This is a genomic window from Methanobrevibacter sp. V14 (assembly GCF_963082475.1).
Taxonomy (GTDB): Archaea; Methanobacteriota; Methanobacteria; order Methanobacteriales; family Methanobacteriaceae; genus Methanocatella.
In genome coordinates, this window is sequence record NZ_CAUJAM010000006.1 from 235,390 (window position 1) to 258,529 (window position 23,140).

Annotated in this window: 26 protein-coding genes, 1 tRNA gene and 2 pseudogenes; 9 read left to right on the forward strand and 20 right to left on the reverse strand. The window is 31.6% G+C overall.

The annotated features are described in order from the left end of the window. Nucleotides 1–47 precede the first annotated feature (47 nt). From Q9968_RS03130 to Q9968_RS03175, 10 genes are all read right to left on the reverse strand, one after another. On the reverse strand, nucleotides 48–245 hold the full coding sequence (locus Q9968_RS03130) for a DNA-directed RNA polymerase subunit K (protein ID WP_305513378.1): 198 nt from the start codon (nucleotides 243–245) through the stop codon (nucleotides 48–50). A gap of 61 nt (nucleotides 246–306) precedes the next feature. After that, nucleotides 307–477, reverse strand: coding sequence for a DNA-directed RNA polymerase subunit N (locus Q9968_RS03135; RefSeq protein ID WP_305513380.1), 171 nt, complete (start codon nucleotides 475–477; stop codon nucleotides 307–309). Between the two features lie 47 nt (nucleotides 478–524). Continuing rightward, nucleotides 525–926: a 30S ribosomal protein S9 gene (locus tag Q9968_RS03140; RefSeq protein WP_296784186.1), complete on the reverse strand. Its 402-nt coding sequence runs from the start codon at nucleotides 924–926 to the stop codon at nucleotides 525–527. 17 nt (nucleotides 927–943) lie between these two features. Beyond that, complete coding sequence (locus Q9968_RS03145; protein ID WP_305513698.1) at nucleotides 944–1,366, reverse strand: 50S ribosomal protein L13; 423 nt, start codon at nucleotides 1,364–1,366, stop codon at nucleotides 944–946. Nucleotides 1,367–1,381: 15 nt separating this feature from the next. After that, nucleotides 1,382–1,747: a 50S ribosomal protein L18e gene (locus Q9968_RS03150; protein WP_305513385.1), complete on the reverse strand. Its 366-nt coding sequence runs from the start codon at nucleotides 1,745–1,747 to the stop codon at nucleotides 1,382–1,384. A 2-nt stretch (nucleotides 1,748–1,749) separates the two neighbouring features. Beyond that, the gene (locus tag Q9968_RS03155; RefSeq protein ID WP_305513387.1) at nucleotides 1,750–2,550 is read right to left on the reverse strand and encodes a DNA-directed RNA polymerase subunit D; all 801 of its coding nucleotides are present in this window, start codon (nucleotides 2,548–2,550) and stop codon (nucleotides 1,750–1,752) included. Nucleotides 2,551–2,565: 15 nt separating this feature from the next. Further along, a complete protein-coding gene (locus Q9968_RS03160) occupies nucleotides 2,566–2,958 on the reverse strand; it encodes a 30S ribosomal protein S11 (RefSeq protein WP_305513389.1) in 393 nt (130 codons plus the stop codon). Nucleotides 2,959–2,969: 11 nt separating this feature from the next. Then, nucleotides 2,970–3,509, reverse strand: a complete 540-nt coding sequence (locus tag Q9968_RS03165) for a 30S ribosomal protein S4 (RefSeq protein WP_305513391.1) — start codon at nucleotides 3,507–3,509, stop codon at nucleotides 2,970–2,972. Between the two features lie 60 nt (nucleotides 3,510–3,569). Then, nucleotides 3,570–4,019, reverse strand: coding sequence for a 30S ribosomal protein S13 (locus Q9968_RS03170; protein ID WP_305513393.1), 450 nt, complete (start codon nucleotides 4,017–4,019; stop codon nucleotides 3,570–3,572). Nucleotides 4,020–4,203: 184 nt separating this feature from the next. Then, nucleotides 4,204–4,288 (reverse strand) — tRNA-Ser (locus Q9968_RS03175). Nucleotides 4,289–4,499: 211 nt separating this feature from the next. Between Q9968_RS03175 and Q9968_RS03180 the strand changes: the two genes are divergently transcribed. Both Q9968_RS03180 and Q9968_RS03185 read left to right on the forward strand, forming a co-directional pair. Further along, nucleotides 4,500–5,054 carry a LemA family protein gene (locus Q9968_RS03180; RefSeq protein ID WP_305513395.1) on the forward strand — a complete coding sequence of 185 codons (555 nt, stop codon included), beginning with the start codon at nucleotides 4,500–4,502 and terminating at the stop codon, nucleotides 5,052–5,054. A 14-nt stretch (nucleotides 5,055–5,068) separates the two neighbouring features. After that, nucleotides 5,069–6,835: a DUF2207 domain-containing protein gene (locus Q9968_RS03185; RefSeq protein WP_305513396.1), complete on the forward strand. Its 1,767-nt coding sequence runs from the start codon at nucleotides 5,069–5,071 to the stop codon at nucleotides 6,833–6,835. 207 nt (nucleotides 6,836–7,042) lie between these two features. On the opposite strand, the gene Q9968_RS03190 is transcribed toward Q9968_RS03185, so the two are convergent. From Q9968_RS03190 to Q9968_RS03200, 3 genes are all read right to left on the reverse strand, one after another. Next, nucleotides 7,043–8,005: an RNA-guided pseudouridylation complex pseudouridine synthase subunit Cbf5 gene (locus Q9968_RS03190; RefSeq protein ID WP_305513398.1), complete on the reverse strand. Its 963-nt coding sequence runs from the start codon at nucleotides 8,003–8,005 to the stop codon at nucleotides 7,043–7,045. Nucleotides 8,006–8,607: 602 nt separating this feature from the next. After that, nucleotides 8,608–9,075: a hypothetical protein gene (locus Q9968_RS03195; RefSeq protein WP_305513400.1), complete on the reverse strand. Its 468-nt coding sequence runs from the start codon at nucleotides 9,073–9,075 to the stop codon at nucleotides 8,608–8,610. A 79-nt stretch (nucleotides 9,076–9,154) separates the two neighbouring features. Beyond that, nucleotides 9,155–9,322: a hypothetical protein gene (locus tag Q9968_RS03200; RefSeq protein ID WP_305513402.1), complete on the reverse strand. Its 168-nt coding sequence runs from the start codon at nucleotides 9,320–9,322 to the stop codon at nucleotides 9,155–9,157. A gap of 118 nt (nucleotides 9,323–9,440) precedes the next feature. On the opposite strand from Q9968_RS03200, the gene Q9968_RS03205 reads away from it, so the two are divergent. Further along, on the forward strand, nucleotides 9,441–9,836 hold the full coding sequence (locus Q9968_RS03205) for a hypothetical protein (RefSeq protein WP_305513404.1): 396 nt from the start codon (nucleotides 9,441–9,443) through the stop codon (nucleotides 9,834–9,836). Here Q9968_RS03205 and Q9968_RS03210 read toward each other — a convergent pair. Together Q9968_RS03210 and Q9968_RS03215 are read right to left on the reverse strand one after the other, a co-directional pair. Then, the gene (locus Q9968_RS03210; RefSeq protein WP_305513700.1) at nucleotides 9,828–10,796 is read right to left on the reverse strand and encodes an Mrp/NBP35 family ATP-binding protein; all 969 of its coding nucleotides are present in this window, start codon (nucleotides 10,794–10,796) and stop codon (nucleotides 9,828–9,830) included. The genes Q9968_RS03205 and Q9968_RS03210 overlap by 9 nt on opposite strands. Nucleotides 10,797–10,816: 20 nt before the next feature. After that, entirely contained in the window at nucleotides 10,817–12,148 is a 1,332-nt protein-coding gene (locus Q9968_RS03215; protein ID WP_305513406.1) for an FAD-dependent oxidoreductase, read from the reverse strand. 73 nt (nucleotides 12,149–12,221) lie between these two features. Between Q9968_RS03215 and Q9968_RS03220 the strand changes: the two genes are divergently transcribed. Then, complete coding sequence (locus Q9968_RS03220; protein WP_305513408.1) at nucleotides 12,222–12,854, forward strand: CatA-like O-acetyltransferase; 633 nt, start codon at nucleotides 12,222–12,224, stop codon at nucleotides 12,852–12,854. Between the two features lie 186 nt (nucleotides 12,855–13,040). On the opposite strand, the gene Q9968_RS03225 is transcribed toward Q9968_RS03220, so the two are convergent. From Q9968_RS03225 to Q9968_RS03245, 5 genes and pseudogenes are all read right to left on the reverse strand, one after another. Beyond that, nucleotides 13,041–13,778, reverse strand: coding sequence for a class I SAM-dependent methyltransferase (locus Q9968_RS03225; protein WP_305513410.1), 738 nt, complete (start codon nucleotides 13,776–13,778; stop codon nucleotides 13,041–13,043). Nucleotides 13,779–13,876: 98 nt separating this feature from the next. Then, nucleotides 13,877–14,929, reverse strand: a complete 1,053-nt coding sequence (radA, locus tag Q9968_RS03230; RefSeq protein WP_305513702.1) for a DNA repair and recombination protein RadA — start codon at nucleotides 14,927–14,929, stop codon at nucleotides 13,877–13,879. A gap of 28 nt (nucleotides 14,930–14,957) precedes the next feature. Next, entirely contained in the window at nucleotides 14,958–16,625 is a 1,668-nt protein-coding gene (locus tag Q9968_RS03235) for an OB-fold nucleic acid binding domain-containing protein (protein ID WP_305513412.1), read from the reverse strand. Nucleotides 16,626–16,661: 36 nt separating this feature from the next. Beyond that, nucleotides 16,662–17,518: pseudogene (locus Q9968_RS03240) on the reverse strand (glycosyltransferase family 2 protein). Nucleotides 17,519–17,685: 167 nt separating this feature from the next. Next, nucleotides 17,686–18,207, reverse strand: a pseudogene (locus Q9968_RS03245) (glycosyltransferase family 2 protein); the annotation flags it as partial. A 104-nt stretch (nucleotides 18,208–18,311) separates the two neighbouring features. Between Q9968_RS03245 and hemB the strand changes: the two are divergent. From hemB to Q9968_RS03270, 5 genes are all read left to right on the forward strand, one after another. Beyond that, entirely contained in the window at nucleotides 18,312–19,316 is a 1,005-nt protein-coding gene (hemB, locus tag Q9968_RS03250; protein WP_305513413.1) for a porphobilinogen synthase, read from the forward strand. Further along, a complete protein-coding gene (locus Q9968_RS03255) occupies nucleotides 19,313–20,191 on the forward strand; it encodes a triphosphoribosyl-dephospho-CoA synthase (RefSeq protein ID WP_305513415.1) in 879 nt (292 codons plus the stop codon). Before hemB ends, Q9968_RS03255 begins: the two co-directional genes overlap by 4 nt. A 150-nt stretch (nucleotides 20,192–20,341) precedes the next feature. After that, the gene (locus Q9968_RS03260) at nucleotides 20,342–20,725 is read left to right on the forward strand and encodes a putative zinc-binding protein (protein ID WP_305513417.1); all 384 of its coding nucleotides are present in this window, start codon (nucleotides 20,342–20,344) and stop codon (nucleotides 20,723–20,725) included. A 92-nt stretch (nucleotides 20,726–20,817) separates the two neighbouring features. Further along, nucleotides 20,818–22,359, forward strand: a complete 1,542-nt coding sequence (locus Q9968_RS03265) for a phenylalanine--tRNA ligase subunit alpha (protein ID WP_305513419.1) — start codon at nucleotides 20,818–20,820, stop codon at nucleotides 22,357–22,359. Further along, nucleotides 22,359–23,132: an exodeoxyribonuclease III gene (locus Q9968_RS03270; protein WP_305513420.1), complete on the forward strand. Its 774-nt coding sequence runs from the start codon at nucleotides 22,359–22,361 to the stop codon at nucleotides 23,130–23,132. The genes Q9968_RS03265 and Q9968_RS03270 overlap by 1 nt, the downstream gene beginning before the upstream one ends. Nucleotides 23,133–23,140 lie beyond the last annotated feature (8 nt).

Genomic DNA, 23,140 nt, shown 5'->3' on the forward strand with positions numbered 1-23,140 from the left:
GGTATTTTTTATTTTTTTTAAGTAATTGGAGAATAAATAGAATAAATCTATTCATCCCTAATAACATCTAATGGTAAAACTCCAGCTTTGAGTTCTTCGTATGCTATATCAATTGGATCTAATGAATCAGTAATATCTACCAAAGGTTTTGCACCCATAGATATTTGAATTGCTCTAGCACCAAGAAGCCTAGCTCTTTCAAACCTTGTTAATTTCTTTTCAACATCCATGAATATTACTTCCATTTTTTAGGCATATATTTTACCAAGATTATATTTTTAATTAAAAAAATATCCCTACAATCATCTATTCCCAAGTTTCCACATGAGAAATTAACATTCTTCTACAACAGTATCTAGTCAAACCTAAATCATCTAAAACATCTTTAGAATTTTCACCAGCTGCAACTCTTTTATTGTATTCATCAAAGTGAGCTGAAACAGGTTTTCCACAACTTAAGCATCTTATAGGAATCATTTATATCATCTTTTTTTAATTTAAATAAAATATGAAAATTACAGAGTTTATCTGTAACTTTTTTGTTTACGGGCTCTTGCTCCAGGACCGCCATATTTTTTAGGTTCTGAACGTCTTGGGTCACCTACTAACATGGTTCTGTCGTAGTGAATGAATTTTTCTTTTAAATCCATATCTTGAGACCATTGTACAAGTCCTTTTGCAATTACCATACGTGCAGCTTCAGCCTGACCCATTACTCCTCCACCGATAACATGGATATTAATATCCACTTCATTAGCTAAGTCTCCAGCTAAGGTTAATGGTTCTTGTAATTTTAAGTTAGCAAGCTCAGGAGAGTAAAGTTCTAAAGGAACTTTGTTAATTCTAACTTTACCCGTTCCTTCACGAACAGTACCTCTTGCGATAGCTGTTTTACGTTTTCCACTAGTATGAATAACTTTAACCATAATTACACCTTACTTGTCTAAAAGGTAGCTCCTAAAAGTTTGGAGATTTCTCCTAACTCGATACCTTTTTTAATATTTTTGTATTCTACTTCAGGAACTGAAGTGAGTTCAGCATCAGCATATTCAGCAGGTACGCCAACAAAAGCTTTTAAACCTTTGTATGCTGTTTTACCTTTAGATTTTTTGAAAGGCAACATTCCTCTTACAGTTCTTCTAAATATATCATCTGGCCTTCTAGGATATTTAGGACCTAAGTCACGAGGGTTAGAAATACTTGCCCTGTCAACTCTTTGCTTGTATTTAGCATAAGCCCAATCCTTATTACCAGTTAACATGATTTTTTCAGCGTTGAGAATTACAACTTCTTCGCCTTCTAAAAGATTTTTACTAGTTACACTAGCTAATCTTCCTAAAACGCATCCTTCACCATCAATAATCATCATAACACACATCCCCTATTCCATAATCCTTATGTTTGATCCTTTAGGATTACTTTCCATAATTTCCTCAATTGAGATGCATTCTCCGCCTGCAGTTTCAATTTTTTCTTGTGCTTTAGCTGAGAATTTCAATGCTACAACATCTACCTTGTTTTCTAAATCACCATTTGATAAAACTTTACCAGGGACTAAAATAGTTTCACCAGCTTCAGCATGTCTTGCAATGTCAGACAAATTAACTTCAGCGGTTCTTCTATTAGACCTTTCGAGTCTTTGTGCAACATCCATCCAAATAGCTGCATCGTCACTTCTTGATTTTTCATAAAGTTTATTAATAAGTTCAATAAGGTTAGGATTTGTTTTTACAACTTTTTTAACCATTATTAATTTCCTCCTTCTTCACTAAATCTGATAAACTTATCCGCTTTTTCACCTAATACGTCACAAGCTTTTAATAAAACTTCTTTAGGAGGCATTGCTCCATCAGTTTCAATTCTAAATATGAAATCATTTTCATGATATCCCACATTAATGTAACCATTGTCAGAAGCCCTTACACAGCTTTTGCACATGGCACAATCTTCAATATCCAATATTTTGATTTTTTTAGATCTTCTATCTGATTTTAAAATACCTCTGGGACATGCTTGAGCACAATTATAATCTATTTCAACATCTTCATTAAATGTTATTTCTGGATATTGTTTGTATGCACAAACAGTTGTCGGCATCCATTTAGCATGTTCCTTACCATACCCAACTTTAGCAACTGCTTCAATATTGAGTTTTTCGCCTTCTTTAAGTTTTACTAAAGGTATATTGTCGTAAACAGGTTTAATTTTAGAGTCTGAAGATATTAAATCCTTAGAGTAAACAACTTTAGGCCCTTCTTCATCCAAATGGAACATGATCCCATTTGAATACTCTTCCCAATAATCATCTTCAGGCAATGATAAACCTTCAAGAGCATCTAAATCAGAAACTAAAGGAGTTAAACCAAGCCTATGAGCTAGCACCTCATTAAACATTGCAGAATCATTTCTGATAATATTAACGTCTTCAATAGCTATTTTTGGAACATTGACCATAGCAACTCTTCTAATAGCATTAATAAAAGGTACTTCCGCGTCACGAACAATGAATACTATTTCATCATCACTTTGACTTTTTAATTCTATCTCCATATTAAACCCTTCTGTTTAAACTCTTCTTCCTCTTTTACCACCAGGTCTTCCAGTACCATCGTGAGGAATAGGAGTGATATCTTCAATTTTTCCTATTTTAATTCCAGCTCTTGCTAAAGCACGAATTGTTGCTTGTGCACCAGGTCCAGGACTTCTAGGCCCATTTCCACCAGGAGCTCTTACTTTAATATGCAATCCAACAAAACCTTTTTCCTTAGCATCATCAGCTATTCTATTTGCTGCAGCCATTGCTGCGAATGGTGAAGCTTGTTGTCTATCTGCACGAACAACTTTACCACCGGACCATTGAGAAATAGTCTCAGCACCAGTAATATCTGTTACAGTAATAATAGTGTTATTAAATGATGAGTAAATATTAGCTATACCCCATTTTTCATCTTTTGCCATAGTTACACCCTTTATTCTTCTGTATTAGCTTTATTATCCTTACCGTTGTTGTACTCTTCAATTTGTTTTGCTACAGGTGAAGAACTATAGAAACCAACATCATCTTCTTGACCATCCAATACTACATAACTTGGTGAATCGATTTTTTTACCATTTAAAGCTATGTGACCGTGTACAACAAACATTCTTGCTTCTTTAGGAGTACGAGCTAAACCTTTCTTAAATACGATAGTTTGTAATCTTCTTCTTAAGATATCCTCTACATTTAAATCTAAAATATCTTCAAGAGCTGCACCTTCTGGCAAAACACCGGTTCTAGCTAAGTGTCCTAATAATTCTAATTTTTCTTTAACCATTTGATCAGTATCGAAACCAAGTAAGAATCTTGCTTCCCTACTATATCTTCTAACTAAAGTATCAGCTTTCCAAATTTCTTTTTTGTTTTTTAAGCCGTATTTAGTCATTAATTTATTTTCATTTTTAATTCTTTCCGCATTCCAAGGATGTGGTGGTGTATTATACTTTTTCCTTGATTTTCTAGGTTGTCCCATTAAAACATCTCCTTAATAAAATTGAATTTAAATATTTTAATTTACAAAAAAAGCTCTTGCCTAACCTCTTGAACGTTTTACACCAACTGAAGAACTTTTTCTGAAAGTAGACTTGGTTCTTTGACCTCTAACAGGCAAACCAACTTCATGTCTTCTACCTTTGTAGCTTCTGGTCTTTTTCATTCTGTTCAAATCATCCCTTAAAGTCATGTCAAGGTCTGACTCGATTAAGTGAATGTTTTCACCAGTTACATAATCCTCTCTTCTGTTTAACATCCAAGTTGGGATTCCATGATCTAAAGGATTTTCCAAAATTTCTTCAATTTTTAAAACATCTTCGTCAGCAATGTATCCAATTTTAACATCTAAATCTAAGTCCAAAATGCGGCACATAGTTTTAGATAAAGATATTCCAACACCTTTTATTTCAGTTAAAGCTTGTTCGATGGTTTTATTACCATTAACGTCCTTTCTTGAAATACGTACTAAATGTTTGAATTCGTCTTCCATTAAATAACCTCCATTTATAGAGCGAACCTACGAGACGTAAAATATAGATTCGAATGTTTTGAATTACAAAACACAGTTTTTTCAACAGTTATAAACTTAGCATATCAGCTAAGAGTGCAATAAATATCAGTTTAACAAGTATTTTTAATTAAATATCAAAAAAATATAGTTAAAAACTAATAAACGCCGAGACTGGGATTTGAACCCAGGAGGGCTGAACGCCCACGAGATTTCCAGTCTCGCGCCTTACCAGGCTAGACTATCTCGGCATTGAAATAGTTAGCAATACCTGCACATCATATTGTCTAGAATAATATGATATAATAATGTATTTACCTTAACATATATAAAGCTTTGCTTGAATGTGCGATTTTTAAAAAATAATGATTACAGTACATAATTATATTTTAATCATGTGTAAATTTTAAATGACAAAGTATATTTAAACAAAAGTAGTATATATAATTTGTAGGTGATAAAATGGACATACTAATGATAGTAATTATTGTGATTGTAATCATAATTATAGGAACAGTAATTCATATGTACAATAGTCTCGTTGGACTTAGAAACCGTGTAAAAAACAGTTATTCACAAATCGATGTTCAACTTAAACGTAGAAATGATTTAATACCGAATTTGGTAGAAACTGTAAAAGGTTACGCTTCACACGAAAAAGGTGTTTTAGAAGAAGTTACAAAAGCTAGAGCTAGTGTTATGAGTGCATCTTCTGTTGAAGAAGTTAGTGCTGCAGATAACCAATTAACAGATGCATTAAAATCACTTTTTGCAGTTGCTGAAAGTTATCCTGACTTAAAAGCCAATAGTAATTTCCAACAATTACAAAAGGAATTGAGTGACACTGAAGATAAAATTGCATATTCACGGCAATTCTACAATGATATTGTTTTAAAATTCAATAATTCCTGTCAGCAATTCCCAAGTAACCTCATTGCAGGTTTATTTGGTTTTAAAGAAGAAGAATTTTTTAAAGCTCCTGAAACAGAAAAAGCAGTTCCACAAGTTGAATTTTAAATAAGGGCGATTATATGAATGTTAAAAAAACATTTTGTATAATCTTACTTTTTTTAATATTATTTTCAACAATCACATTTGTATCGGCAGACGATGATAGAAGTTACACCATAAATCAAGCATTTATAGATTTAACAGTTGGAAATGATGGTCTACTGCATGTAGATGAAAAGTATGATTATGCATTTGACGGAGCTTTTAATGGAGTTTATAGGGATATTCCCCTAAAATCCGGAGAAAGGATTGAAAATATTAAAGTTTCGGCCAATGGCGCTTATCCTGTTTTAAAAGAAAGTGATGATAACGGTTATAAACATTTAAAGATTTATTTATACTCTGATGCAGCCCACACACAAGGCATAAAAGATTGTGATGTGACAGTTTACATTAGTTATGATATCACTAATGTAGTGACTCTTTTTAATGATGTTGGCGAACTCCAATATAAACTCTGGGGTGAAGAATGGGATGTTGGTGTTGGAAGTTTAACAGCTAAGATACATCTGCCTGGAGATAAAGGGAATGAATATTTCTTAAATCCCCAGGAATATAATAAATCCTCATCAATAAACGGAGATACAATAACAGCACAAACTTCATCTATTCCCAAAGGTGAATTTTATGAATTACTTGTCCTAATGCCATTAAGTGATTTTAATAATGCAACTTATGCAAAACATGTGAATCAAAACGGCCGTGACATGATAATGAAAAATTTGGAAGACAGCGTTAACGGACGTAACTTTTGGAATACCGCTTATATAATTCTAGGATTATTATCTCTTTTAAGTCCCATTGGTGCAATATTCACATATTTAAAATATGGTAGAGAACCTGAAGTAAATTACGATGGAATTTATGAAAGAGATTTGCCAACTGATGATCCGCCAGAAGTTGTTAATGCACTTATTGAAAACAGAACAGATATTGGAACCCCAAATATGAAAGGATTTGAAGCTTCAATAATGAGCATTATTGACAAAAAAGCTATTAATTTAGATACCCAAGAGGATATTCACAGCCAAACAAATGATTTGCTTTTGACATTTAATAGTAAAGAAGAATTAAGTACAAATGAAAAAATTGTATTTGACACATTACATCATTTTTCGGCAAATAATATCTTGAATCTTTCAGCACTTAATGAACAATTATCATCAGAAGACAATGCTAAATGGTTTATGGAGAAAATTGGAGACTGGGAAACATCAGTTAAAAATGAAACAAATCCTGCAAAATACTTTGACAATACTGGTTCTACAATAATTATGGGTATTGGATTAATAGGAATTGTATTCAGTATAATAATTGCTATTCTTGGATTTACAACCCCACTTAAAAATGGACTGTATTGCATAATTGGAGGAATATTTCTATTAATATTTTCAATCGCCATTCTTTTAGTAAACGAAGATATTTTTGGAAAATGGACTGAAGAAGGTAGACTCTACTATCTCAAATGGAAAAATTTGAAGAAATTTTTAGAAGACAGTAGTTTAATTAAAGAATACCCTCCAGAATCTATAATCGTTTGGAAAAAGTACTTGATTTATGGTGCGGCTCTTGGAATAGCAGACAAGGTTTATGACTCCATGAAACTGCAAGTACCAAATATATCCAACTATGATGAAGATGTATTCAGATATCATTATTATGGCGGATACAGTATGATGAGTGCTGCATTCATAACTGGCGAGAGTGCGGCTAATCCTTCATCTGACTCTGATGGATTCGGTAGCCTTGGAGGAGGATCAGGAGGTGGAGGTGGAGGAGCATTTTAGCTTTTCCATTTCTTTTTTTGAGAACATAAAACAGAATTTTTAAAATTAATGCTTTTTTAATTTTTATTATTTTTAGCAGTTATGCGTTTTATTTTAGCATATAATATTATTCCATACCAACATGTGGTTTTTAATATAGATTATTGCATAATAATGATTAAAAGTTTTTAAATTCCATTAAACTGAAAAAAAAATAAAATAAAAACACTACTTCCAAAATCTCGGATAAGTATCTGGTTTCATAAACACTTTAGAAACATTAACAGCAAAACCTGAATCTGCTTCTAAAATCTCGTTAGAAGTTAATAATGAATGACCGGCACCAATTAATTCCCCTTTAAGTGTTTCAATTGCCACAATATCATTTTTTTTAATATTACCTGTTAACTCAGCAATGCCTCCACAAGCTAAGTCTGCACCATGACAAATCGCATCAACAGCAGAATCCTTAACAATTATTTTTGGTAAATAATCCGCAGCCCTCTCCATAGGCATTATAGCTTCACGTAAGAATGATTCATCCCCATCTTCTCTCCAAAAATGATACGCATCAGTTACATCTTGAAGAGTCATTAAATGATTTTTCTCATTGAAAAACCCAATTTGAGTCCTTCTAAGCTCAGCCATATGAGATCCAACACCCAAGGCCTCTCCAATATTATGACAATAGGTTCTAACATAAGTTCCAGCTTCACAACCTATTCTGAATAAAACATCACGACCTTCAATTTCATAAATAGTTGAATAGTAAATATTACGTGTTCTCATTTCACGTTTTACAGCTGATTTAACCGGAGGAAGCTGGAATATTTTACCTGTGAATTCCTCAAAGACTTCATGAATCCTATCTTGTGAAACATCTTGATGGAATGTTAATAAACAAACATATTCCTTCGGAGCTGTTAAAAGAAGTTGTATTGCACGGGTTGCATCATTTAACCCCACTGGCAAAATTCCAGTAACTTTAGGATCAAGAGTTCCTCCGTGCCCAGATTTTTCCAAATTTAAAATACGTTTAATCCATGAGTCAATTTCATGAGAAGTAGGGCCAGAGGGTTTGTCTAAATTAATTATACCTTTAGCTATATGTTCTTCAATAGGTCTTTCATAAGGATTACATCCATATTCAGGATTAGTTTCTGCATTTGACTTAATTAAATAATCTTTCATGGTTAATTCTCCAATAGCTAAAATATAATTTTATCGTATAATATAAAATTAGATTTTTATTATAAATAAATTTAATTAAAAGAGGATATGCTGTCAAGCTAAGGTTTTTGAATTCATTTTTATGAGTTTCGAGTTTTTGGTTGATTTGGATGTGCTCTCAGATGCATTATTGGATTATATGGATTGATTAAAGACGGTTAGACGAAAGAATGCTTGAAGACAACATGTCGAAGAAGACCCAATGGCAGGTACTTCTATTTAGTGGATGCATGCTTGTTATTGCAGTCGCTTTCTTGTCTTTGTGATTATCAGCTGGAACATGCAGGCAATTGTTAGCGATGATGCAACTCCTATTTCTATGGATCAGCAGACTACAGAAATTGACTCCATCAGGAATTGGATGATGTGCCCGATACAAGTAACTCCTCAGTCAAGGTTATAACGAAATGGGAAAAGTGTACAAAATCAGGCACCCTCATATGGCGAAGGGAGGTTAGATATTTGACCTCTCGAATTCTTATTTTCATGATTAATCATTCAAATACTTAATCATATAATTTATTTTTAATTAATCATTAATGGAATAATTTTGATTCTATTTTTTAAGTTTTAATAACTGATTTACTAAGTTTTAAAGTAGTTATCCCTTTTGAATTGGTTTTAACATGATAAATATTATTATTAAGTATAATAGTTACTTTTTTAGATTTAAGTGCTTTTTTACCTTTTAAGGTGATCTTAATTTTAAAGGATTTAGCAATCTTTTTAACATTAACATTACTTACTTTTAAAACTTGTTTGATTTTTAGGGTATTATATATTTTACAGCCTGCATACTCGCTTGTTACTTTATAAGTTTTAGGTGCAAGTGTAACTTTAATGTATGAATAACCATTTTTATCAGTTTTGACTTTGTAAATTTTGCCGTTTACTTTAAATTTAACAATCTCACCAGCACCAACCACCAGTGAATTATCACCATAAACCCTAATTTTAAATACTTCACCTGAAGCATAATCCATTATGACTCTTTTAATAGCTGAATTATCAGTGAAAGAAGTATGCTGCAAGAACAATATGTTTTGTATGTGAACTGCACTATTTATTATTGGAGCAATGATATCATAATCATCAGCCGGAACATATGATTCAAGAACCTGCCCAGCAGCTTGTTAGATAACCTAGGGAAAATAGATACACCCCCCCATTATTTACATCATACCTCCATCCAATATCTGAATAAAAACAAGCAAGGTTTTTTAAATTACCTTCCGACAATATATAAGAATAATAGGAATAAAATAAATTTATTTCCATTAGTTAAAATTTTTTCACCTCAAGCACTACATTATCATCTATGAATATGATATCTAATAAAAGTTTAGTTTTATCTAAATCGAATGATTATATACTAAAAACAATAAACTATAATACAATGAAAATTGAAGAAATCAAACATCCGGAGCTTAAAAATTATATCAACCTAGTATACATGCAAGGAGAAAACGACAACAAAAAAGCTATTTTAAAATTAGAAGAAGAAATCAAAGAATATATTAAAAGTAATGTTTTTATAATCTCAATTGAAAATAATGAGGCTGTTAAAATTCCTTATGGTAATGATGCTGAATATGTAGTTCCTGTTTTTACAGACCTTAGAGAATACACATTAGGTATGCAATATTTCTCTTTAAATGTTATGGATGAAAATAAGGAATACCTCCTTGAAAAATTAGATTATTTTAAAAAATTAAAAGAAGATCCTAAATTCTTAGGATATCTTGTAAATATTAGTAGTGCAAGCTATATTATTAACACCAGTTTACTCTAAAAACTCTTCTTTTATATCATCAACTATTTCTCTAAACCTTTTAGATACCTCATCATTAGAATCAAGTACAGAAATAGTTCCATTTTTATTTGGTGAGTCAGAAACGTTTTCTTCAATCGGCAAATCGCCAAGATAAGTTATACTCATTTCCTCAGCGAATTTTTTACCATTACCTTCACCAAAGATGTTTAATTTTTCACCACAATGCGGACAAATATAGTATGCCATGTTTTCAATTAAAGCAATTTTATCTATATTCATCATTTCAACCATTTTAACACACTTAAGCACATCCTCTTGTGAAACAACATTTGGTGTAGTAACCATTAAAACTAAATCAGTATCCGGAATAGTTTGAAGAACAGTCAATGGTTCATCACCAGTTCCAGGAGGATTATCAATAACCAAAAAGTCAAGCTTGCCCCAGTGTGCATCAGAAATCAATTGTTTAATTGCACCGGTTTTTTGAGGCCCCCTCCAAATAATTGGCCTATCTAAACTGTCAATTAAAAAAGCCATTGACATTACTTTAAGACCACTTTCAGTAACTACCGGAAACATTGAACTTTTATATTCTTCCTGTTTTTCTTCAATGTATTTTTTCTGTTCTTCTTGAGATAAACCTTTCTCAATAATACCCTCTTCAACAATAGCTTTGAAAGCATCAAATTGATATTGGTTGAATTGTTCTTCAAGCATTTCAATTCCAAGCATTTTAGGAATGTTTGGACCATGAATATCAGCATCTAAAATGCCAGTTTTATATCCCATAGCTTGTAATGTTTCAGCAATATTGGCTGCAACAGTAGATTTTCCAACTCCACCTTTTCCACTCATTACAACGATTTTATATTTAATTTGACTTAAATTCTTAGCTAATCTGATTTCTTGTTGCATCATTTGCATTTGTTGTTCGGGAGTCATCTGACCCCCATGACCGTGATGACCATGTTCAGGCATATTTCTCATCTCTCCATTATTTAACTAAATTTTTTACTAACTTCTTCAACAGCAAGGATTAACGGATCTGTAACCATGGATACAGGTGGCGCATAAGCAAATTCCATATTACTTAAATCAAAGCAAGTGAGTCCTTCTGTAATAGCCAAAGTCATTGTATCAATTCTTTCAGCTACTCTTTCTTCCGCAATGATTTGACAGCCGATAATGGTTCCATTTCCATCACAAATAACTTTAATATCCATTGGTTTTGCATTAGGATAATAACGTGCTCTTGTAAGTGCTTGTACTTTTTGAACAACAGGTCTAATGCGATTCTGTTGAGCGAAACTAGTGGTATAACCAACAGCACCAAATTCTAATTTACCTACTTTAGAAACCATTGAATTTAAAACCGGATTAAATCTAGATTTCTTACCACAAATTGTACGAGCCAATGTTTTTGATTCACGAACAGCAGTAGTGCCTAATTGAGAAATAGTATTGGAACCTAAAATTAAATCTTTGGATTCAACACAATCCCCAACAGCATAAATATCATCTACTGAAGTTTCCATTCTATCATTTACAAGTATTGCCCATCTACCAAGTTCACAACCAGCCATACGGGCAAGATCTAATTCAGCTCTAACTCCTGTTGCCATGATAACCATATCAGCATCATATAAATCTTCATCACCAAAGCAAGCTTTTTCTACTTTCCCATCACCAATTAATTTAGTAATTGGTTTGCCCAATACTACTTTAATACCTTCCATTTCCAAGTAATTAACTAATATATCAGACATGTCCTTATCAAGAGACCTGGGAACAATTTGAGGCAACATTTCACTTAAAATTACATCCAAACCTTGTTTTTTAAGAGCAAATGCAATTTCAATACCAATTAATCCTGCACCAGTGACAATTGCACTTTTAGCATCTTTCATTGCTTCTTGTACACGAATACCATCATCAATGTTACGGATTCTAAATACTCCCTCTAAGTCCACACCCTGCATTGGAGGAACAAATGGATTGCCACCAGTTGCAAAGACTAATTTATCATAATCCATGACAATTTCATTACCATCTTGTTCATAAGTAACTGTTTTTTTATCAGAGTCAACTGCGATTACTTCTACTTCAATGATAACTTCAATGTCCTTTTTCTTATAGTCTTCAGGAGTTCTCATAATAATATCATCAAATGATTCTATTGTACCGGACAATACATAAGGAATAGCGCATGGGGAATATGCTACTTTATTATCTCTTGTGAGAACTACAATTTCAATATCTTTGTCAAGTTTACGAATATTTGAAGCTGTAGAGATTCCTCCAGCTCCACCACCAACGATTACTACTTTCATTTTAACATAACCCTATAAGATTTATACAAAGTTATATTTATTTAAAACGATATAAAAAGATTAAGGTTTAACTATGAAAAAAATAGAATTTGATTTAAAAAACAATCCTTTTATTAATTTTCAATCTGCAAGATACTCCGTTTCAGCAAGAATGAATGTGAAAAACTTGTGGGAGTGGTGTCATGAAAACGATAAATCTTTTTTTATTATGAGTTTAAGTTGTTTAATGAATGCTGTAAACTCTGTTTGTCAACTTAAAAGAAGAATAATTGATGGTGAAGTAATTGAATACGATTATCTTGAAGGTTTAACTCCAATTATGGATGAAAACCATGAAATTTACAAAGAAATGAGGGTTAAAACACCCCAGGAATTTAGTGATATTTTAGATTGGCATGATTATGTTAAAAATCTTTCAAGATCTGTTTTAGATGGTGAAAATGAAGGCTTTAACTTAGAAATGGAAAAACGAGACTTAACAAATGTTGCTAACTTTTCATGTATTCCATGGGTTGATTTTGACACGTTAACTAACTGCATTATTGATGGAAAAGCAATTCAACCATTAATCACATGGGGAAAAGTAAATAAAAACTATGAGATGAGTGTTTCCATTACTGTAAGTCATATTTTTGTTAATGGTCGAGATTTAGGATGCTTTTTTGAAAATGCTCAAAAAGAATTTAATAAGTCATTTTGGAAGTGATTCAATATCTGTTGCTTCTACTTTCATCATTATATGTCTTATGAATTGTAATTTTTATTATTATGATTTAAATTATTATTAATCTTACAGAATAGACACTTTCTTTTTGTGTTATATTCATGTCTCTAAAGTGGCCATTAATCTTTTAGATTTTGGGTAATTTTATGAATAACCTCATATACACCATTATAATTTAATATGAATCATTTTAACCATATATAATAAGTCCGATACTGTCATTGACACTTTTGTCATAAATTTCATACCTTTTTTAGAAGTATGATTATAATACCTTTCTTCTTTTAAAAGGGCAGCATCAATTTTATTTGCTAATTTTTCACCGTCATCAACATAAAAATACATTGTAGCTTCATCATGACCTAATTTTTTCATATATCTTTTTATTCCCCGAATTCCTAATTTATTTAATGTATCAAAAACTAGTTCTGCATTTTTAAAGTTTTGCAGTATCTTAAATGTTTTTATTACATCATCATGTGGAAAATAATGGAATACTCCACCTGCAACAAATAACACAGGATTATTTAGGTCAAAATATTCTAACCAATCATCATTTAAAATAGATCCTTTAATCAAAATTTGGTTTTCACCTGGGGGAAGCAAATTTTCTCGATATTCAATTACTTCAGGTAAATCTAATTCATACCATTTTGTTTTTCCATCATAACACCTATTATAAGTTGTTTCAAGTCCACAACCTAACTCTACAATAATCCCATCAGGATTTCTTTTTAAAAAATCTTTTACATACCTATCAATATTCATACTTCTAACAGCACTAGCCATAAAAGTATATTCTGATTGGTCTTTGTTGATATCTGGCAATGTATCTTTTAGTTTTAATGCTGTTTCATCATACAGGATATTAGGGAAATTTTCACTTGAATAAATTCTTCCCATCATAGGTACAAAAAGAGTTTTGGATATTTTATTAAACTTAGACATGAAAATAATTAGGTATAACTAAACTTTAATACTTTTCTATTATGGTGATAAAATGACTAAAATTTTTTTATGTTCCAATAATTTAGTTTTAGCATGATTCTTGTTAAAAGTTCTTGTTTTATCTTCATTGTTCTTTTTATGTGTTTTGGGAATACTTTTTGGAGGATGTTTTCGATTTTATTGTTTGTTGATGGAATATTTGTGTTTTCACATTCACCTTCAGGTAAATGAGGACTATCTACCAAACGTGCAATTCTTTTACCTGCTAATCCTTTTTTAAGCCAAATTCTATAAGTAGACGCATGCCCTAAGACGTGACCTCCAATAGCTTTAGTAGGGCTTCCAAAGAATGAGTCTGGTTTAGCTTGAACTTGGTTTGTAATAAAAATAGCTACATTATAAGTATTAGCTATTTGTTGAAGTGAATGTAAATGTTGATTTAATTTTTGTTGCCTTACAGCTAAAGACTCCCTTCCAACATACTCTGCTCTGAAATGAGCCATTAATGAATCAACAATGACTAATTTAATATTACTTCCTTGTTGAATAAGTTCATTAACCTTATCTGCCATTAAAATTTGATGAGCAGAATTAAATGCACGAGCAACATGAATTTTTCTTAAAACTTCATCAATATCTAATTCAAAAGCATTAGCTATTTGTTCAATCCTTTCTGGACGAAAAGTATTTTCAGTATCAAGGAATACGCATTCTGCATCAAGACCACCTAATTCTTCAGGTAATTGAACTGTAACTGCTAATTCATGAGAAATTTGACTTTTACCCGATCCAAATTCTCCGAATACTTCTGTAATTGATTGAGTTTCAATTCCACCACCAATTAAATCATTGAATTCTTGACTACCTACAGTAATATGACCAACTTCTTTTCTCCTTTCTAATACATCAAATGCTGTTTCAAAATCAATATTTTCAGATTTACGGGCTGCTTCAATAACTTTTTCAGCGACTCCTTCCCCAATTTCTGCTTTAACAGATAATTCTTTAGGAGTAGCAGTAGCTAATCTCATCATATCTGCAAAACCTGCGTCTCTTAATTTTTCTGCTGTTTTTTCACCAACACTTGGCAAATCTTCTAATTCCACCATAATAATCATTCCTCTAAATTAATTAATTTTAAAAAGTTTTGGATAAAATTTTCTTAGGTCTAAGCCTATTTGTTTCATTATATTCATCGAAACTGACATCAGCAATTATTTCTAATGTTAATCCATCTAAATCTTCGACTTTATCTTCAATTCCATATCCGTCTTCAACAATATCAATTACTTCTTCTTTTTTCATCATAATAAGTTCTTCAGCTAATTTTTCAAAGAAAGTGATTGATATATCACCAGTATCATCTTCAAATTTAGCTGGAATCATTAAAATGTATTTTGGTTCTTCAATTTCCTCACCACAATAATCACAAACAATATTTTCTTCAAATTGATCAAGATTATTGTTACAGTGTGGACATTTCCTAAGAAGTGTTCTTTCACCAGAAACTTCTTTAAGGATACCAGTTATACGAACATTTCTATCATCTTCAGTTAATGATTCAATTGTTTTTTCTATATAAATCGCTTCTACTAATTCCTCATGAGAAGGTAGGTTTTCTAATTCTTTCTCAGTTAAATCAAGTATAGAAGTGTTTCTTGAAACTGTTAATTCAAGATGATCATCATTAAAAGTTATACGTGGATTTTGTAATTTAATAGCTTTTCCAATTTCAAAATCTTTTTTAGCATCGTTATTCCATAATACTACCCTAATAGATCCAGTATCATCAGCTATTTCAATATTTCTAACATAACCTTTATCTCCAGAATCTCTATCAAATTCTCTAATATCATAAGACTCAATGACTCTTCCAAAAACTATTATATTTTCTTCATCTTCAATATCTTCAATATCTTCAATTTTCATATTTGTATAAATCATTTTTTCAAGAGTAGACAGTTCTGGAATAAATCTCGCTGAAGCCTCTTCATCAGTTAATTTAATAACTCTAGAAGCAGATCCAATGTTTAAATCCACATCATACATGCCTAATCTAGTTCTTGCGTTTTCAATTTGATAAGCAGCACCCATTTCATAATCTTCTTGAGCTTTAGCATCCCAAAATGAAAGTTGTATTTTACCAGTTTCATCAGCAAAAACTGCTGAACGTACAATACCTACACTTCCATCATCTCTTTGGAATTGATTTTCATCACTTATAGAAATAATTCTTCCAATAACATCAACTTCAATTCCATCTTCATCCATTTCTTCAACTTTACCAATGGAAATAGGCCTTAATTGTTCTCTTAATTTATCAAATAAATCCATTTCTTCAACAGATAAATTATTTGGATTAATAGTTATTTGAGTATTAAAATTAGTATTCATTGAATATCCACTTGAAGTGTAATCATCAAAACGAACATCTCCCCCAATGATTTTTACAACATCACCTTTATTTATTGGTAATTCTGTATCTTTACCCCAAACAGTCACTCTAATAGATCCTGTATCATCTAAAATATCAAAATTTCTTAATTTTCCCTCTGAATCATCAGCTTTTCTTTGAAATGTTTTAATATCTTGAAGTTTAGAAACAATGCCAAAAATTGATACATCCTTTTGTTCTGTTAAATCTGCAATTTTAGAGATTTCTTGAGTCAATTCAGGAACATCATAATCTCCTTTGATTATTCTACCATCCCAATGTGTTAAAGATATTTCTTCATTTCTTTCTCTTGACTGGGCTGCAAGTATTTTAACTGTATCTCCATCATTTAACTCCAAGTCTTCAATCAAATCAACACTTTTATTCCATAAAGTGTAAGATTATAATTAATTTTTCTTTTTGAATAAATTAAAAAATAATTTTAAAAAACATAATAAGATTATTCCAAAATAAACAATAATGTTTATTAAAAAGAAGTTTTCACTTGCTTGGTGTTTTTTATAATATATATACATTGCCTTGTAAAACTCATAAATTAATTTAGATTTTTGTTTTTTACTACTTGCTCCTTTTAAATGTGTTATACTAGATTTTCCATAGTAAATTATTTTCCAACCTTCTTTTTTAATACGATAACATAAGTCTATATCTTCACCATACATAAAAAAGCTTTCATCTAAAAAAGCAGTTTTTCCTAAAGCATTAAATCGCATGAAGATAAATGCTCCTGTTAAACAGTCTATTTCATAAATTTCATCGTCAGCTAAATTATCTAAATTATAATCATCATTTTTACTTTTAATTGGTATGTGAAATAATCTAAAAAATGAGTTTTTTACATTAGGAAAACTTCTTTTACATGCCTTATCAAGTTCTCCATTTTCTAAAAGAACCTTACAACCAATAGCTCCCACATCTAAATGTTTTTCCATGTAATTATAAATATTATTTAAGGTATTTTCCCAAACAATAGTGTCTGAATTTAAAAGTAGGACGTAGCGGCCTTTACAAATATTTAAAGCTTGGTTGTTGCCTGTTGCAAATCCATTATTTTCACTTGAAGCTATAAATTTAACTTTATCTTTAAAATATTCTTGTAATTTAGCTAAACTATCATCACTAGAGTTATTATCAACAACTATTATTTCATGACTAAAAGAATAGTTATATTGAAAATTGAATTTATTATGTTTTTTGTTAGCTCAAATGTTTGATAATTTACAATGACAACTGAAAGATCCATAAAAACTCACTATTTATTTTTAAAAATTTTAAAGTATTAATAATTAATCGATATTCAAGTTTAAAATAATTTTTGTATTTTTAGAATTGAATTTAACTTTATCTATTTTATTTCTAGTTTTTAATCCTTCTTTAATACCTTCTAAATATGTTGGACCAAATCCTTTTTTAAGAAAAATAAATACTTAATAAAAAATCCAAAAATAAAAATATAAAGTTTAAGATTTTTTGAGGAATCGGAAAATTTTTATAAACAACCCAAATATTGTTTCTAGCAGATAATTTCACTTTAAATTCATTATATCTACTTCCACTAGTTGCGCTTCCAATGTGATATACAATAGCATAAGGACATGAAAAATTTTTATAACCATTAATATGTGCTCTTAAACTTAAATCAATATCTTCTGTGTATGCAAAAAAATTACTATCAAAATATCCAATTTCATCTAATAATGATTTTTTATACATTGCAGCTCCAGCACAACTTGAAAAGATTTGCGAAACTTCATTAAAATTAGAAGATTTTTGATTTTCACCTATCTTCTTACTCCATGCTAAAAGATTATATTCATCTCCTGCATCATCTATTAAATTTTTATTATTATATTGTAGCATTTTAGCTTGTACAGAAAAAATATTCTCATTAGATGAAATAATTTTTATTAACTCTTCAATGCATCCTTTTTTAACTTCAGTATCATTAGAAAAATATTAAAAAACAAAATTAATGACAATCCTCATATAAAAATGTTAAGAGAAATCAGTAAGTTACTGATAATTTAGTGATTATTATGGAATTTCCAACTACAAGAATGAGAAGACTAAGAAAAAATGCTAAAATAAGAAATATTGTTCGCGAAACTAAACTTCAAAAGGAAGACTTAATTTATCCGATTTATTTTAAGGAAGAGCTTCAGGGGGATGAAAGGGAAGAGATTTCATCACTTTCAGGGGAATACAGATATTCTTTAGATAGCGGGGTTGAATTTGCAAAACAGTTAGAGGCGAAAGGTTTAAAATCCATTATTGTATTCGGAATTCCAAGAGAGGAAAGTAAAGATGAAATAGCAACACCGGATTACTCTGCAACAGGTATTGTTCAAAAAGCCGTTCGGAAACTTAAAAAGGAAACTGACTTGGTTGTCATCACTGACGTTTGCCTATGCCAATATACTTCTCACGGACATTGTGGCATGATTGTTGAAAACGGGGATAGCGACGATGGAATTGAAATATTAAATGATGAATCCTTACCTTATCTTGCAAAAGTTGCCTTGTCTCATGCTGAAGCCGGAGCGGATATTGTGGCTCCGTCTGATATGATGGATGGGAGAGTTGATGCAATACGTAAAATATTAGACGAAAATGGATATTGTAATGTAATGATAATGTCTTATTCGGTTAAATATGCCTCTGCATTTTATGAACCCTTTAGAGTTGCAGCTTGCTCATCACCTCATGCGGGAGATAGAAAATCTTATCAGATGGATCCGGCTAATGCAGTTGAAGCAATTCGTGAATGTGAACTTGATGTAATTGAAGGATGCGACTTTTTAATGGTTAAACCGGCACTTCCATATTTGGATGTTGTTCGCATGGTTCGTGATGAGTTCATGTTGCCTTTAGTTGCTTATAATGTAAGTGGAGAGTATGCAATGATTGTGGCGGCTATTGAAAAAGGATTTTTAACCGAAAAAGCAATCACCGAATCATTACTTTCAATTAAAAGGGCTGGAGCAGATTTAATAATCACTAATTTCGCATCTTATTTGCTCTTGAATGATGTGATAGAATGAATGCAGATGAGATTGCAAAAATTGCTCAAATTGCATCTGCACTTGAAGTAAGTGGATATCCAAAGCCGGGTAATGTTCATAGAACTCGTAATTATGATGATATGGTTTTTGAAGACTTTTTGATAAGTGGAATTGTAATTGGAGATACTATTCGTGAAGCATGTACAAATGTTGATGTTAAGAATCCACAATTGGGCAAATACATCTTGCAGGCAGTTGGCGAAACTGATGGATGGATTAAAAACAACACAAATTTGGGCATTGTTATGATACTGATGCCAATTGCTGTTGCATCGGCCGTTAGTGATTCATTTGAGGATATACGTGAAAATATTAAATTGCTGATGGGCAATACTTCCGTTGATGATGCATGTGATTTATATGATGCAATCAATATTGCAGATGCCGGAGGGATGGGTGCTCAGGATGAATATGATGTTGCAAGTGATGATGCTAAAAGGGAATTGAGAGAGAATAATCAAAGCATGTTTGATGTGTTAAAAATCTCAGCTCCATGGGATATGATTGCACGTGAAATGACTGATGATATGCCGGCTGTTTTTGAAGTTGGATATCCTGTTTATCACAAGTTGAAACAGGAAAAATCTCAAAATGAAGCTTGTATTTTAACATTCTTAACCATATTGTCCCATATTCCGGATACTTTAATTTCAAGAAAATATGGGTCAGATGAAGCTTTAAAAATATCAATGATGACTCGTGATGTTCTTAAATTAGAAGGTAGCGAAGACTTTATGGATATGGTCAAAGAATTCGATGACTATTTATTTGAAAATCATTATAATCCAGGCACTACTGCGGATTTGACTGCAGCATCAATTTTTGTAAGTTATTTGAAATCAAACTTCAGGTAATTTTCACAAAATCAGTATATGTTGAGTATGTTTTTGGATTTTGTATTGATGAACATGGGATATTGTTGAAACAAATATTGATGGATTATGCTGATAAAAGAGGATTGTACTTGAATTAAGAAATGATTGGCATTATGGGGAGGTTTTAAAATGGCAGAAAAAATAGCTTTAGCGTCATGTAATGGCATGAGTTCAAATGGATTAGTATCACGTGTGGCTGTCGGGGATTGTAAAAAACAGAATGAAGATGTGATTTCAATATGCATGGGTTCAACTTCAGCGGATGTTGATGGATTTAATGATGGTATGCTTAAAAAATTCCCTATTGTTGCCATAAATGGTTGTGCTAATGGATGTGTTAATAAAATTTTAGAAAATAAGGGAATTGATGTAGCTAGGACAATTGGTGTTGGCGAAGTTTTAAAAGATTATGGACTATCTTCAAATAATCCTTTCAGATTAGACTGTGAAGGCGAGGAATGTGTTAAAATTATCGTTGATGAATTAAATAAAATAATTGATTCGATTGATTGATTTTTCTTTTAAAGTGCTTCGATTATCACTATCTTTATAAATCACTTAAAACATAAATTGTCTTGTTATTAATCTTAATATATGGTGTCTAAATGAGTGAGGATATTAAAAAAACCATTAGTGAATTACATATTTATGAAAAAAAACTGTTAAAAGAATTAGAGGCGAATACAGAAGCAACTCCTGGCGAAATTGCTGAAAATTCTGGTATGGATATTAAATCTGTTATGAGCGCATCAGGTTCTCTTGCTTCAAAAGATATTATTGAAGTAAATAAGAATGTTCAGGAAACTTATTTCTTAACTGACGATGGGATTAGATATGCTAACGAAGGCCTTCCCGAAAGAAAAATTTTAGATGTTTTAGCTACCAAAGGCTCAATAGGCATGAAAGACTTAGTTAGTGAAACTAATATCGACAAAAAAGAAAAGGGCATTGCCATTGGTTGGCTGCGCCGTAAAAATTGGGCTCAAATTGATAATGGCGTAGTTAACATTACAGACACAGGTAAGGATTTTGCCTCTAAGGTTGGTGTTGATGAAACGGTATTGGCGTATCTTAAAGCTAATGCTGGAGGGGTAAAAAGTTTCAGTGATGATTTAATTGATGGTTTTAAAAAGTTAAAAGGTAGGAAAAATATTTTAGATATTAAAAAAGAAACCTCACATTCATTTAAAATCTTACCTAATGGAAATGCTATCTTAAAACAAGGTTTTGAACTTAAAAAACAAGCTACTCAATTAACTCATGAACATTTGAAAGAAGGGGAATGGAAAAGTTTAAAATATCGTCCATACGATATCAATGCAGAATCCCCGGCAATATTCGCTGGTAAAAAGCATCCCTTAAGGGTAATTATTGATGAAATTCGTGAAATCTTTTTAAACATGGGGTTTTCAGAAGACAATGGTGAATATGTGGGATCCGCATTTTGGAACTTTGATTCACTTTTCCAACCACAAGATCACGCTGCTCGTGAAATGCAAGATACGTTTTATCTCAAAAATCCATTAACATGTGATTTGCCTGATGATGATTTAGTAAAACTTACAGCTGAAACTCATGAAAATGGAGGCATGACAGGTTCTATTGGTTGGAAATATGATTGGAGTGAAGATATTGCACGTCAAAGTGTCTTAAGAACCCATACAACAGGAATATCTACTAAACATTTATTTGAACATGAACCTCCAATTAAAATGTTTTCAGTAGGAAGGGTATTTAGAAGAGAAACTTTTGATTATAAACATTTGCCTGAATTTCACCAGGTTGAAGGGCTTGTGTGTGATGAGAAAATAAGTTATCAGAATCTTTTGGGCACTTTAAAGGAATTCTATAAAAAATTGGGATTTGAAGTAAGATTCCGGCCTGCTTACTTCCCTTATACTTATCTTTCAACAGAAACCGAAATCTATTTGGAGGAAAAAGAAAGCTGGATTGAACTTGGTGGTGCGGGAATGTTTAGGCCGGAAGTATTAAACCCCTTAGGAATTAATCAGCCAGCTTTAGCATTTGGTTTGGGTATTGAAAGGCTTGCTATGATTAGATATGATGTGGAAGATATCCGTATGCTTTATAAAAGTGATATTAAATGGCTTCGTGAGTTGCCTATTGTCAATGGGGTTCGTTTATAATGTCAATTAAACTAGTTTCTTGGAATGTAAATGGTATTAGAGCAGTTTCCAAAAAAGAAGAATTCTGGGACTGGTTTGACAATACTGATGCAGATATTATTAACTTTCAGGAAGTAAGGGCAACAGAAGATAAAATCCCTAAGAAATTAGCTGATGTTGATGGATTTCATCAGCACTTTAATGAAGCTGAAAAGAAAGGATACAGTGGCGTTGGAACATACTCTAAAATCGAACCTGTTGATGTAGCATATGGTTTAGGGGTTGAAGAGCTTGACCGTGAAGGAAGAATATTGAAAATCGCATATCCTGACTTCATGTTATATAATATTTACTTTCCAAATAGTGGAATGAATGCTAAAAGACTGGATTTTAAGGTTGATTTCTGCAATGCTTTACTAGAACAGTTGGTTGAACTTAAAAATGAAGGTAATAACCTAGTTATCACAGGGGATTATAATATTGCTCACAATCCAATCGATGTATACAATCCTAAAAACTGCGAAGGCAAATCAGGATATTTGCCGGAAGAAAGGGCATGGTTAGACCAACTGGAGAGGGCAGGTTTTGTTGATACTTTCAGGATGTTTGATGAAGGTGAAAATAACTTTACTTGGTGGAGCTATAGAACCCGTGCACGTGAAAGAAACGCTGGATGGAGACTGGACTACTTTTATGTTAATGAAGAAATGAAAGAAAACGTAAAATCAGCAAAAATCCTATCAGACATTTATGGTTCAGATCACTGTCCTGTAACCTTGGAATTGGAATTTTAAGATTTGGC

Bases quoted from the DNA above. Each gene is read 5' to 3' on its own strand.
- Q9968_RS03130 (WP_305513378.1), bottom strand. From the start codon at position 245: ATGGAAGTAATATTCATGGATGTTGAAAAGAAATTAACAAGGTTTGAA.
- Q9968_RS03135 (WP_305513380.1), bottom strand. From the start codon at position 477: ATGATTCCTATAAGATGCTTAAGTTGTGGAAAACCTGTTTCAGCTCAC.
- Q9968_RS03140 (WP_296784186.1), bottom strand. From the start codon at position 926: ATGGTTAAAGTTATTCATACTAGTGGAAAACGTAAAACAGCTATCGCA.
- Q9968_RS03145 (WP_305513698.1), bottom strand. From the start codon at position 1,366: ATGATTATTGATGGTGAAGGATGCGTTTTAGGAAGATTAGCTAGTGTA.
- Q9968_RS03150 (WP_305513385.1), bottom strand. From the start codon at position 1,747: ATGGTTAAAAAAGTTGTAAAAACAAATCCTAACCTTATTGAACTTATT.
- Q9968_RS03155 (WP_305513387.1), bottom strand. From the start codon at position 2,550: ATGGAGATAGAATTAAAAAGTCAAAGTGATGATGAAATAGTATTCATT.
- Q9968_RS03160 (WP_305513389.1), bottom strand. From the start codon at position 2,958: ATGGCAAAAGATGAAAAATGGGGTATAGCTAATATTTACTCATCATTT.
- Q9968_RS03165 (WP_305513391.1), bottom strand. From the start codon at position 3,509: ATGGGACAACCTAGAAAATCAAGGAAAAAGTATAATACACCACCACAT.
- Q9968_RS03170 (WP_305513393.1), bottom strand. From the start codon at position 4,019: ATGGAAGACGAATTCAAACATTTAGTACGTATTTCAAGAAAGGACGTT.
- Q9968_RS03180 (WP_305513395.1), top strand. From the start codon at position 4,500: ATGGACATACTAATGATAGTAATTATTGTGATTGTAATCATAATTATA.
- Q9968_RS03185 (WP_305513396.1), top strand. From the start codon at position 5,069: ATGAATGTTAAAAAAACATTTTGTATAATCTTACTTTTTTTAATATTA.
- Q9968_RS03190 (WP_305513398.1), bottom strand. From the start codon at position 8,005: ATGAAAGATTATTTAATTAAGTCAAATGCAGAAACTAATCCTGAATAT.
- Q9968_RS03200 (WP_305513402.1), bottom strand. From the start codon at position 9,322: ATGGAAATAAATTTATTTTATTCCTATTATTCTTATATATTGTCGGAA.
- Q9968_RS03205 (WP_305513404.1), top strand. From the start codon at position 9,441: ATGAAAATTGAAGAAATCAAACATCCGGAGCTTAAAAATTATATCAAC.
- Q9968_RS03210 (WP_305513700.1), bottom strand. From the start codon at position 10,796: ATGCCTGAACATGGTCATCACGGTCATGGGGGTCAGATGACTCCCGAA.
- Q9968_RS03215 (WP_305513406.1), bottom strand. From the start codon at position 12,148: ATGAAAGTAGTAATCGTTGGTGGTGGAGCTGGAGGAATCTCTACAGCT.
- Q9968_RS03220 (WP_305513408.1), top strand. From the start codon at position 12,222: ATGAAAAAAATAGAATTTGATTTAAAAAACAATCCTTTTATTAATTTT.
- Q9968_RS03225 (WP_305513410.1), bottom strand. From the start codon at position 13,778: ATGATGGGAAGAATTTATTCAAGTGAAAATTTCCCTAATATCCTGTAT.
- radA (WP_305513702.1), bottom strand. From the start codon at position 14,929: ATGGTGGAATTAGAAGATTTGCCAAGTGTTGGTGAAAAAACAGCAGAA.
- hemB (WP_305513413.1), top strand. From the start codon at position 18,312: ATGGAATTTCCAACTACAAGAATGAGAAGACTAAGAAAAAATGCTAAA.
- Q9968_RS03255 (WP_305513415.1), top strand. From the start codon at position 19,313: ATGAATGCAGATGAGATTGCAAAAATTGCTCAAATTGCATCTGCACTT.
- Q9968_RS03260 (WP_305513417.1), top strand. From the start codon at position 20,342: ATGGCAGAAAAAATAGCTTTAGCGTCATGTAATGGCATGAGTTCAAAT.
- Q9968_RS03265 (WP_305513419.1), top strand. From the start codon at position 20,818: ATGAGTGAGGATATTAAAAAAACCATTAGTGAATTACATATTTATGAA.
- Q9968_RS03270 (WP_305513420.1), top strand. From the start codon at position 22,359: ATGTCAATTAAACTAGTTTCTTGGAATGTAAATGGTATTAGAGCAGTT.